The 11,625-nt window shown below is 66.5% G+C and carries 6 protein-coding genes; 5 read left to right on the top strand and 1 reads right to left on the bottom strand.

Annotation, left to right across the window (positions count from 1 at the left end; genetic code table 11):
* Positions 1-27: 27 nt before the first annotated feature.
* Positions 28-1,719, bottom strand: a complete 1,692-nt coding sequence (locus tag J2T07_RS12370) for a ShlB/FhaC/HecB family hemolysin secretion/activation protein (RefSeq protein WP_306850373.1) — start codon at positions 1,717-1,719, stop codon at positions 28-30.
* Between the two features lie 420 nt (positions 1,720-2,139).
* Between J2T07_RS12370 and J2T07_RS12365 the strand changes: the two genes are divergently transcribed.
* The 5 genes from J2T07_RS12365 to J2T07_RS12345 are packed head-to-tail and all read left to right on the top strand — an operon-like array spanning position 2,140 to position 11,444.
* On the top strand, positions 2,140-3,183 hold the full coding sequence (locus J2T07_RS12365) for a glucokinase (protein ID WP_306850372.1): 1,044 nt from the start codon (positions 2,140-2,142) through the stop codon (positions 3,181-3,183).
* A gap of 50 nt (positions 3,184-3,233) precedes the next feature.
* The gene (locus J2T07_RS12360; protein WP_306850371.1) at positions 3,234-5,573 is read left to right on the top strand and encodes a family 20 glycosylhydrolase; all 2,340 of its coding nucleotides are present in this window, start codon (positions 3,234-3,236) and stop codon (positions 5,571-5,573) included.
* A complete protein-coding gene (locus J2T07_RS12355; protein WP_306850370.1) occupies positions 5,570-8,176 on the top strand; it encodes a glycoside hydrolase family 3 C-terminal domain-containing protein in 2,607 nt (868 codons plus the stop codon). Before J2T07_RS12360 ends, J2T07_RS12355 begins: the two co-directional genes overlap by 4 nt.
* Before the next feature lie 11 nt (positions 8,177-8,187).
* A complete protein-coding gene (locus tag J2T07_RS12350; protein WP_306850369.1) occupies positions 8,188-10,029 on the top strand; it encodes a glycoside hydrolase family 35 protein in 1,842 nt (613 codons plus the stop codon).
* Positions 10,030-10,070: 41 nt separating this feature from the next.
* Positions 10,071-11,444: an alpha-L-fucosidase gene (locus J2T07_RS12345; RefSeq protein ID WP_306850368.1), complete on the top strand. Its 1,374-nt coding sequence runs from the start codon at positions 10,071-10,073 to the stop codon at positions 11,442-11,444.
* The last annotated feature ends 181 nt before the right edge of the window (positions 11,445-11,625 follow it).

Raw genomic sequence — 11,625 nt, 5'->3', positions numbered from 1 at the left:
TGCCGGCTCCGGCACCCCTGCCTGTATTCAGTACTGGTAGATCAGCTGGAAGCCGGTCGCCGGTTGTTCCGTGTCGAACCCACGCGGCGCGTGTATGCGCCGCCCGACGAAAAGATCCCAGCTCAAGCCGCGATAGCTGCCTCGTAAGCCGATGACCGCGCCCGTCAACTGGCGATGCCCCTCTTGCGTGGACGGTCCCTCGACTCGGCCGATGTCCATCCCGAGGTAGGGCGCGAGCGCCCCGAGCGGCAGCGTGAAGGTGTTGCGCAGGTACGCGCCGCGCTCACCGGCCAGCGTCTGTTCGCCATCGAAGCCGCGCACCGAATAGCGGCCGCCGATGGTGATCAGTTCGGCGGCGGGTAGATGGTCGGTGGAACGCTGCAACCGCAGGCTGCTGTCCCAGACGGCCTGCCGCCCGGCGAGGTTCAGCGGCTGGCTCAATGAAAGGTCGAGCGTGGTCAGGCCGTAGCGGTTGGTCGGAAAACCCACTTGCGGGTCGTAGCCGATCCACTGGCTGCCGAACCACGGCGTGCCGCGCTGGTAACCGAGGCGCGCGTCCAGTTGGGCCTGGCCGATGTAATGACGATGCACGAGGGCGAGTTCGGCGCTGGCGACGCGCTGGCGCTGGATGCCCACTTCAACGCCCTGGATGTAGCTATGCGCGCTGCGCGCGGCCAGCCGCATCTCGAGCGAGGTCTTGCTGGACGTGCCACGGGTGAGCAAACGCTGCACCGTGACATCGCTCGACGTCGAAGTGCCAGTGGAACGGAAGCGGCTATTGAAGCCTTCGATCCATTGCCTGTAGCGATACGTGGAGATCGAGCCGCTGAAGGTCCACCACCCCCAGGGAACGCTGTACGTCGCGTTCTCGCTGAAGGTACTGCCGCCATCGGCGTGAGTGAACAGCGCATGGCCCGCGCCCATCGAGAACAGGTCGTTCAGGCCCAGGGGATTGTCGAGGGACACATTCAGGTTGCCCTGGTTCTTGCCGGTGCCCTTGAGTCCTGAATCGCCAGCATCGGCCACGACGTGCCAGCGTCGCGTGGTGTGCACCGTGAGCACCACGTCCGACTCGCCCACTTTCTCGGCGGGCGCGATATCCATGGTCACGTCCTGCGAAGGAACCCGCTTGAGCTGTTCGAGGCCTTGCTCGATGGCATGCAGGTTGAGCAGGTCGCCTTCGCGGATCGGGAACGCGGTGCGCCAGTCGAGTTCCGGCGAGCCGGGTGCGAAGCGGATATGCCGCAACGTGCCGGGCACGAGCAACATGCGCAGATGCCCCTGCGAGATGTCCTGGGCGGGCACGCCGACGCGAGTGGTCACGAAACCACGCGCGATCATCAGGTTGGACAGGCGGCGTTGCAACGCTTCCAGCCCGTCGCGCCCCACGCACTGGCCCACGAAGCGATCGAGGTAACGTTGCGCCCAGGCGAAATCCGCCACGCGCTCGCCTTCCAGGCGCAGGCTCCGCAGGGGAAAGCATGGCGTTTCCTTCGGCAAGGGCGCATCGAGCCGCTCGACGTTCGTCGGCGGGCCTGCCTGGAACGGCGCGTCCTTACGCTCCGCCTCCTTCTGTTCGAGTTGCTGTGCGCGACGCAGCTGCTCTTGCTTGTCCAACGTGGTCTGCTGCGCCGGCACCGTACCGCTGGCACCGATCGCAAGCAGGGAAATCAGCCCGTATGTCGCCGTGCGCCGACGACCTCCCCCTTTCAACCTCATGACCTACTGCTCCTACCGTCCTGGTATGAGGGACACGGGAACTCTCTCGAGTGGCCGTGCCCCGGCTCTTCGGGAACAGGTGATCGGCAAGAATGGCCGGAACTTTAGGGTGGTGTTGCCAGGTTAGTGAGACCCGGTGGGAGCCGACTTGTCGGCGATGGGTGCTTGCGGTGAACTGGCCCGCTGCCGCGGGATCGCCGACAAAGTCGGCTCCCACTGAGCCAGCAGGTCGGCTCCCACCACGGTCGACCCCGATTATGAAATCTGATTTGTTTATTGTGATATTTAGTTGTTTTCACCAGTAAACATTAAATTCATTGACAACGTTGTCATGCGCGGGAAAGACTCCATGGGTCTTTTCGCGCTACGACGGACTTCTCGTCCCTTGCGCGATCGCTTTCACGCACGGGGTCGTCGTCCATGGGGAAGGTGGTGAACAAGCCAGTGCTCGCGCATGCCGCGGTGTCGCGGAGGCCCGTCCTGGCGGCGGATGTCGGGGGAACCCATGCGCGCGTCGCGCTGGTCCTGGGCCGGGGAGATTCGCGTTCGCCGGTGCAGGTGCTCAGCCACCACCGTTACGTCGGCGCCGAATGGCCCAGCCTTGCCGCCATCCTCGACCATTTCCTGGTCGCGCATGCCTCTCTGGCCCCGTCGGGTATCGAACGCTGCGCCATCGCCATCGCCGGCTACGTGTTAGGCGACCATGTCGCCAACAGCAACCTGCCCTGGCGCGTCTCGCTCCCGGAGATCCGGTCGGTGCCCGGCATCGAGGTTCTCGATGTGGTCAACGACTTCGAAGCCGTCGCCTACGCCAGCCAGTTCATCGACCATGCCGAGACCACCACGATCCTTCCGGGCCTGGCTGACGGCGCCGGTGGTCCGGTACTCGTCATGGGGCCTGGCACCGGCCTTGGCTCCGCCGTGCTCCTGCCCGGCGTGCCTTACGCGCAGGTCTTGCCGACGGAAGCGGGCCAGATCGCGCTCGCCCCGGGTAACGATCGGGAAATCGAAATCCTTCGGATCCTCTCGCGCACCCGCCCGTACGTCTCCTACGAATCGATCCTGTCCGGCCCCGGCCTGCTCGACACCTATCGCGCCATCGCGGAGTTGGCGGGACGGGAAGCCACGCTCACCACGCCCGATGCGGTAAGCGCGGCGGGCATGGCCCACGCCGATCCGGCCGCGCATGCCGCGCTGGATGTGTTCTGTGGCGTGCTCGGCGGATTCGTCGGCGACCTGGTGATGCTCTATGGTGCGCGCGGCGGCGCCTTCCTCGCCGGCGGTTTCCTCCCCCAGATCCGGGATTTTCTCCTGGCCAGCCGTTTCCGCGAACGCTACTTCAACAAGGGCGTCATGCGTCCCTTCCTGGAGCAGGTTCCTGTGCGGCTCGTCGAGCATGGGCAATTGGGTGTCGTGGGCGCCGCCACGCTGCACGCCGCGGCCCGCGTAGGGTCCAGTCACTGAACAAGCGCCGACCGGTGCTGCGCTACCCGTTCCAGTAAGGATGCGATCCGATGATCCAAGCTACGACGATCCGCACCGTGCGCCATTGGAGCCGCCTCTTCGCCATCGGGCTGGCATGGTTCGACGGCGGCGTCGCCCACGCCACCGAGCCGCCACTGATCCCCCTGCCAGTGGAGGTTCGAACGGCGAGCGGGACGCTCGATATCGACGCGCGTACGGCCATCACCTTCGCGCCGGGCGATGCCGAGGCAGAGGCGGCGGCCCGCTATCTCGCGGAGGAGCTGCACCGCAGCCGTGGCCTTACCCTGGCGGTGACGGCCACGGCACGTCCGGCCACCCGCTCCATCGTGCTCCGCAGCGACCCGAAAGCATCGGTCGAGCAGCGCGAGGGATACTCGCTGGATGTGGATGGCGACGGCGCACACATCGTCTCGCGCGACGCCGCCGGGCTGTTCTACGGAGCGGTGACGTTCTGGCAGCTTGCCACCGCCGATGGCAAGCACGGCTCGACCCACGTTCCTGGCGTATCGATCCGCGACTGGCCGCGCTTCGAATGGCGCGGCCTCATGCTCGACGTCGCCCGCCACTTCCACGACGTCGCGACGGTGAAGCAGGTGCTCGACGCCATGGCCGAACACAAGCTCAACGTCTTCCACTGGCACCTCAGCGACGACCAGGGCTGGCGTATCGAGATCGAGCGCTATCCCCTGCTCACCCGCGTGGGCGGGTGGCGAACCCCTCCCGGCGCGGGAACCCATGGCGAGCCCATGCGGTACGGTGGCTTCTATACGCAGGAACAGATCCGTGACGTCGTGGCCTACGCCTCCGCCCGCCACATCACCGTCGTGCCCGAGCTGGACATGCCCGGCCATGCGCAGGCCGCCGTGGCGTCGTACCCGGACATCGTCGGCGTCAACGGTGACCATCCCACCGTATCGGTGGACTGGGGCGTCAATCCCTACCTCTACAACGTGGACGACAAGAGCTTCACCTTCATCGAGAACGTGCTCGACGAGGTGATGGCACTGTTTCCGTCCACGTACATCCACCTCGGTGGCGACGAGGCCGTGAAAGACCAGTGGAAGGATTCCCCGGCCGTGCAAGCCAGGATGAAGTCGCTGGGCATCACCGACGAGAACGCCCTGCAAAGCTGGTTTACCGACCGTCTTGGCGACTACCTGGCGAAACACGGCCGCCGCCTGATCGGCTGGGACGAAATCCTCGAAGGTGGCCTCCCACGGACGGCATCCGTGATGTCGTGGCGTGGCGTGCAGGGCGCCATCGACGCGGCGAAGAAGGATCACGACGTGGTGCTCGCGCCGGCGGGCTGGATGTATTTCGACAACCTGCAAAGCGATCGTGCGGACGAACCCAATGGCCGCCTCTCGGTGCTGGCGTTGGAGCGCGTCTATGGCTTCGAGCCGGTGGACGCGTCGCTCACGCCGGAACAGGCACGGCATGTGCTGGGCACCGAGGCCGCGCTGTGGACCGAGTTCATTCCCTCGGCGCGGCACATACAGCATGCCCTCTTCCCACGCGTGGACGCGATGGCCGAGATCGCCTGGTCGCCGCGCGGAACGCGAAGCTGGCAAGGTTTCCTGCAACGCCTGCCCGCGCAGATGCGGCGTTACGCGGTGCTTGATATCGCCGCATCCGACACCGCGTTCGCTCCCGCCATCCATATCGATGGCGATATCGCCCGGATCCTCCAGGATGGAAAGGCGACGGTGCGCATCGACAACCAGACGGCCTTCGGCACGGTGCGCTACACCACGGACGGCAGCACGCCCGGAACGGGGGCGAAAGCGTATACCGCGCCATTCACCGTCACTCTTCCCACGACGGTGCGCGCCATCACCTTCGCGCCGGACGGAACACCCATGGCCGGCGTGCGCGCACGGACGATCGACCGCGACAACCTGTTGACACGGCATAACGGCGAGCTCATGAAGTGCCCCGACGGCAGCCTCGGCTTGCGCATGCCCCTGCTGCCGGACCTGGCTGCGATGGATACGCCCGTCTACGATGTCGACCTGTTCCACGCCTGCTGGGTCTATCCGAAGGCGCCACTGGGTGGGGTGAAGGGCATCCGCATCGAGGCGGCGCGCCTGGCGCGCAACTATGGCCTGGCGCACGAGCTGTCGAAGGTCGTGTCCTATCCCGCGAGAACCGCCAACGGCGAACTCGAGGTCCATCAGGACAGCTGCACCGGTCCGATGCTGGCCAGCTTTCCGCTACCTGCCGGAAAGGCGCTCGGCGAGTCGATCGTGCTGCAAGGCGACATACCCGCGTTGCACGGGGAACACGATCTCTGCCTGCGCGTGACCGCGCCGACGGACGGGCCGCTGTACGGTCTGGGTTCGGTGAAGCTGACGGGAAGCTATCCATGATGACCTACGCACGCCTCGCCCGCCGACTGCTCGCATACGCCGCCACCATCGCGCTGGCCGGTGCCGTGTACGCGACGGAGTCGGCCACGCCGGAACAAAAGGCGAGCGGCCTCGTCGCCCGCATGAGCCTCGAGGAAAAGGTCGCCCAGCTACAGAGCGCGGCGCCTGCACTGCCGCGACTCGACATTCCCGCCTATGAGTGGTGGAACGAAGGCCTCCACGGCGCGGCGCGCGCCGGTTACGCCACGGTATTTCCCCAGGCCATCGGCTTGGCGGCGGGTTGGCATCCGGAGCTGATGCGGCAGGTGGGCGAGGTCGTCTCGCGCGAAGCGCGCGCCCGGTTCGACGCCATCGGTGCGGGGCACGATCACGGCCGCTACGAAGGCCTGACCATCTGGTCGCCGAACGTCAACATCTTCCGCGATCCACGGTGGGGGCGCGGCCAGGAGACCTACGGCGAGGACCCCTACCTCACCGGCAGGCTCGCCGTGGCATTCGTGCAGGGTATCCAGGGCCCTGACCCCGCGCACCCACGTGCCATCGCCACGCCGAAGCACTTCGCCGTGCATAGCGGCCCCGAAGCGGGCCGCCACGGCTTCGACATCGACGTTTCCCCGCACGATCTCGAAGCCACCTTCCTGCCTGCGTTCCGCGCGGCGGTGACCGAAGGCCACGCAGGATCGGTCATGTGTGCATACAGCGCGCTGCACGGCACGCCGGTATGCGCCGATGCCGGCCTGCTCGGCGATACCTTGCGCAAGGCGTGGGGCTTCACGGGTTATGTCGTGTCCGATTGCGACGCCGTCGACGACATGACGAAGTTCCACTACTACAAGGCGGACAATGCCGCTTCGTCGGCCGCCGCGATCCGCGCGGGCACCGACCTCGATTGTGGTTATGCCTATGCCGAGCTGACCGCGGCGGTCAAACGTGGCGACGTCGACGAGTCCGTGCTCGACGCGTCGCTCGTTCGGCTGTTCGCGGCCCGGTACCGCCTTGGCGACCTCGGCACCTCGGCGGCGAGGCCCACCACCGTCGATGTGAAGGCGAACGCGGCACTGGCCCTGCGAGCTGCGCTGGAATCGACGGTCCTGCTGAAGAACGACGGCGGCACGTTGCCCTTGCAAGGTACGCCGCGCATCGCCGTGATCGGCCCTAACGCCGATACGGTGGAGACGCTGGAAGCCAACTACCATGGCACGCCACGCGCGCCGGTCACGCCCCTGCAAGGCCTCCGCGCACGATTCGGCGCCGACCGCGTGAGCTACGCACAGGGGGCGCCCGTCGCGGCCGGCGTCCCGGTGCCCGTGCCGGAAACGGCGCTGCGTACGAGCACTGCCGCCGATGCCGCCGTTGGCCTCACCGGCCGCTATTTCGACAACGTCGCTTTCGATGGCACGCCACTCACCACGCGCGTGGATCGCAGTGTCGATTTCGACTGGGATCACGTCGCACCCGCCGGCCTGCCCAAGGGCCGTTACGCCGTACGCTGGACGGGCGCTATCGTGCCGCCTGGACCTGGCGATTACACGTTGGCCGTGCACGTCGAGCGCTGCTTCGATTGCGGGGGCCATGATGCGGTGCGGCTCTTCGTCGACGGCAAGCCCGTGATCGACGATACCGGCGACGACAAGCACACACAGGCTACCCTGCACTTCGACGACTCCCGTCCGCGCGACGTACGCCTCGAACTCGTCCATGGCGGCGACGACCAGGGCGTGCGGCTGCAATGGTTGGCCCCCGCCGCCGCGCAACTCGCCGAGGCCGAACGCGCGGTCGCGTCGGCCGATGTCACCGTGGCCTTCGTCGGCTTGTCGCCCGATGTGGAGGGCGAGGAGTTGCACGTGGATGTCCCCGGCTTCGACGGCGGCGACCGCACGGACATCGGCCTTCCCGCCCCCCAACAGGCCTTGCTGGAACGTGCCGCCGCGAGTGGCAAGCCGCTGGTCGTCGTGCTCCTGTCCGGAAGCGCGGTCGCGCTCGACTGGGCGAAAGAGCACGCTTCGGCCATCGTCGCCGCGTGGTACCCCGGGGAAAGCGGCGGCACGGCCATCGCGCAGGTATTGGCTGGCGACTACAACCCTGGCGGGCGCCTGCCCGTGACGTTCTACCGCTCGGTGCGCGACCTGCCCCCCTTCACCAGTTACCAGATGAAGGGCCGCACTTACCGCTACTTCGAGGGAACGCCGCTGTATCCGTTCGGCCACGGGCTCAGCTACACGCGTTTCTCCTACGCGAAGGCCAGCACGTCCGCTGCCGGCATCGACGCGGGACAGGCCGTCACGGTGAGCGTCGAGGTGCGCAACAGTGGGCAGCGCGCGGGCGACGAAGTGGTGCAGGCGTATCTCGGTTATCCGCAGGGCGATGCGCTCGCACCGAAACGGTCGTTGGTCGGCTTCCAGCGCGTGCACCTCGCACCCGGCGAAAGCCGCCGCGTGACCTTCGAGCTCGATCCGCGCCGCTTGAGTTCGGTGGACGCCACCGGCCAGCGCGCGGTCCTGGCGGGCGAGTACACCGTCTTCCTCGGTGGTGGGCAGCCGGGCGACGCCGCCGGTGGGCGTACCGGTTTCAAGATACGCGGACGACAGGCGCTGCCGCGATGAAAAAGGCTCGCATGAAATATCCGACCCTGGCGCGGCTTGCCATCGCCTTGGCGATGTGCGGCGGCATGGCTTCCACCGCGTCCGCCAATCCACCTGTCAGCGTCTCCGGCCCGCACTTCATGCGAGAAGGCAAGCCGTACCAGATCATCTCGGGCGACATGCATTTCCAGAGGGTACCAAGGGAGTACTGGACCGACCGCCTGCGCAAGGCGCGCGCGATGGGACTCAACACCATTACCACCTACGTATTCTGGAACCTGCTGGAGCCCGAGCCCGGCCGTTTCGATTTCAGAGGCGGCAACGACGTCGTCGCCTTCGTGAAGGCGGCCCAGGCGGAAGGCCTGAACGTGATCCTGCGACCGGGTCCATACATCTGCGGCGAATGGGACGCGGGCGGCTACCCCGCCTGGCTGTTCGCCGATCCCAGCGTACGCGTGCGTTCGCTCGACCCGCGCTTCCTCGCCGCCGCCGACCGTTACCTGCGGCGCCTCGGCCAGGAGCTGGCGCCACTGATGGCGAGCCGTGGCGGGCCCATCGTCGCCACCGAACTGGAAAACGAGTACGGCTCCTACAACGACGACAAGGTCTATCTTGGCCACATCCGCGCCATGCTCGAACACGCGGGCCTTGCCGACGACCTCCTGTTGACCTACGACGGTCCCGATCTGCTCGCCCACGGCACGTTACCCGACGTGACCGCGGTGATCGATTTCTCGCCGGGTGAGGCGAAGAAGAGTTTCGAGATGCTCGAGCGCTTCCGTCCCGGATCGCCGCGCATGGCGGGCGAATACTGGGCCGGCTGGTTCGACCAATGGGGCGGCAAGCATGCCGCGACGGATGCGAAGCAGCAGGGCGACGAACTGGCCTGGATGCTGAAGAACGGTTATTCGGTGAACGTGTACCTCGTGCACGGCGGGACCAGCTTCGGTTTCATGAATGGTGCCAACTTCCAGGGCGGCCCCGCGGACCACTACGCACCGCAGACCACCAGCTACGACTACGACGCCGCACTGGACGAAGCCGGCCGCCCCACACCGAAGTTCACGCGGTTCCGCGACATCATCGCCAAGGCCACGGGAGTGACACCGCCACCCCTGCCCCCCTCGGCTCCCGTGCGCGCGCTTCCCGCCTTCACGCTGGGCGAATCCGCTTCGCTGTGGGACAACCTGCCCGCGCCGCAGGCCTCCGACCTGCCCAAGCCCATGGAAGCCTACGGCCAGGCTTACGGCTACACGCTTTACCGGACCACGGTACGCGGTCCCTTCCATGGTTCGCTCTACCTCGGCGACGTCCGCGACTATGCGGCCGTCTATCTCGACCGCCAGCCGCGTGGCACGGTGGAGCGCCGGCTGAAGCAGGTGGCTGTCGACATCGACATGGCGGCGGGCGAGCACACGCTCGACATCCTGGTCGAGAACTCCGGGCGCGTGAACTACGGACCCCACCTGGAAGACGGCCGCGCCGGCCTCGTCGACCCCGTGATGCTCGGCGAAACGATCCTGCATGGCTGGCAGGTGTTCCCGCTGCCGATGTCTTCGCCTGACACATTGCGCGGCTGGACCACCGGCGAGGTCGAGGGCCCCGCCTTCCATCGTGGAACGGTCACGGTCGACACCCCGGCGGATACCTTTCTCGACGTTCGCGCCTTCGGCAAGGGCTTCGCCTGGCTCAACGGTGTCAACCTCGGCCGGATCTGGTCCATCGGGCCGCAACACGACTTGTACGCTCCCGCGCCATGGTTCCGCCACGGCGTGAACCAGGTGGTGGTGTTCGATTTCGATACCCGCCACCAGCCCGTCATGCGTGGCGTGGACCGGCGCCTGTGGTCCGACCCGCCGAAAACGACGCCCTGAATCCTCTCCCATTCGCGCCGCCATCAAGGAGATCCCGTTCGATGACGAAGCATCCCTCCCTCCGCCGCCTGGCTTCCTGCCTCGCCGTCGCCCTGCTGGCATCCCTGCCCGGGGTGCCGCGCGCCGAATCGTTCACCGACGTGAAACCGTCGCCGCAGCAGGTCGCATGGCAAGACCTCGAATTCGGCGTGATCGTCCATTTCGGTACCAACACGTTCCTCGATCGCGAATGGGGCGATGGCACCGCGCCCGCCTCCGTATTCCATCCCGACAAGGTCGATCCGGACCAGTGGGCTCGCGCGGTGAAAGCCGCCGGAGTGCGTTACATGGTGCTGGTCGCGAAACACCACGACGGCTTCGCGCTGTGGCCCACCGGACAGACCGACTACTCGGTGAAGGCCAGCCCCTGGAAAGGTGGCAAGGGCGACCTCGTGCGCATGGCCTCGGACGCGGCGAAGAAGAACGGCCTCGGATTCGGTGTCTATCTTTCGCCATGGGACCGGCACGATCCGCGCTACAAGGATTCGGCGGCCTACGACAAGTACTACCTCTCGCAGATGGAGGAACTGGTCCAGCATTACGGCCCGCTGACCGAGTGGTGGCTCGACGGCGCCGGTAGCGCGGGCCACGTCTACGATTTCGCGAAGTACGTGGAGACCCTGCGCACCTACCAGCCAAATACCATGGTCTTCGCGGACGTGGCCTTGTTCGACTACGGCGACATCCGCTGGGTGGGCAACGAACAAGGCGTGGTGCAGGGCGAGAACTGGAACGTCATCGACCGGCATGGCCAGCTGCGCTGGCGCCCACTGGAAGTGGACACGCCACTGCACAAGGATCACTGGTTCTTCAGTTCGAAGCCGGATTTCGCCACCTCGTTGAAAACGGTCGACGAGCTCATGGACAACTGGGAGAACAGCGTCGGCAAGGGCGGACAGTTCATGCTGGGCGTCGCGCCCGATACGCACGGCCTGCTACCGGACGCCGATGTGCGGCGGCTGGCGGAGTTCGGCAAGGCGCTGAAGGCGCGTTATGGCGACGAGGCCAACCTGGCGGTGAAACATGGCGCGGTCGACGACAACGTCGCCGCGGCGCTGGACAACGATCGGGCCACGTTCTGGTCGGCCCCGGCCGGTTCGGCGAATGCCACGCTCGAGGTGGATCTCGGGCGCGATGTGACCTTCGACCACGCGATGAGCATGGAGTGGCTGGATGGCGGGCAGAACGTTCACGGCTATGCCGTGCAGGTGTGGGATGGCAAGGGGTGGAAGACAGTCGCCCAGGCACAGGCCATCGGCCACATGAAGATCGATGCCTTTGAACCGGTGACCGCGCGGCGGGTGCGCTTGAACATCCTCTCGGCCGTGGGGACGGCGCGGATCCGTGAGTTCAAGCTGTTCAAGGTGGGGCACTGAACGATCCCCCCGGTCGAATGGTGAGGGGCCGTTATCGCCGCTGAAGCGGCTCCCACATTTCACCAGCCCAGCCTTGCGTGGGAGATAGTTGCCATATTTCGCCGGCTCAGCTTCGTGTGGGAGCCGGCTGCCATATCTCGCTATCGCGGCTTTGTGTGGGAGCCGGCTATGCCGGCGATGG

The organism is Luteibacter jiangsuensis, assembly GCF_030812295.1.
Lineage (GTDB): Bacteria > Pseudomonadota > Gammaproteobacteria > Xanthomonadales > Rhodanobacteraceae > Luteibacter > Luteibacter jiangsuensis_A.
Note: the sequence above shows the minus strand (reverse complement) of the source record. Positions and strands in the feature narration are given on the sequence as shown.

Bases quoted from the DNA above. Each gene is read 5' to 3' on its own strand.
- J2T07_RS12365 (WP_306850372.1), top strand. From the start codon at position 2,140: ATGGGGAAGGTGGTGAACAAGCCAGTGCTCGCGCATGCCGCGGTGTCG.
- J2T07_RS12355 (WP_306850370.1), top strand. From the start codon at position 5,570: ATGATGACCTACGCACGCCTCGCCCGCCGACTGCTCGCATACGCCGCC.
- J2T07_RS12350 (WP_306850369.1), top strand. From the start codon at position 8,188: ATGAAATATCCGACCCTGGCGCGGCTTGCCATCGCCTTGGCGATGTGC.
- J2T07_RS12345 (WP_306850368.1), top strand. From the start codon at position 10,071: ATGACGAAGCATCCCTCCCTCCGCCGCCTGGCTTCCTGCCTCGCCGTC.
- J2T07_RS12360 (WP_306850371.1), top strand. From the start codon at position 3,234: ATGATCCAAGCTACGACGATCCGCACCGTGCGCCATTGGAGCCGCCTC.
- J2T07_RS12370 (WP_306850373.1), bottom strand. From the start codon at position 1,719: ATGAGGTTGAAAGGGGGAGGTCGTCGGCGCACGGCGACATACGGGCTG.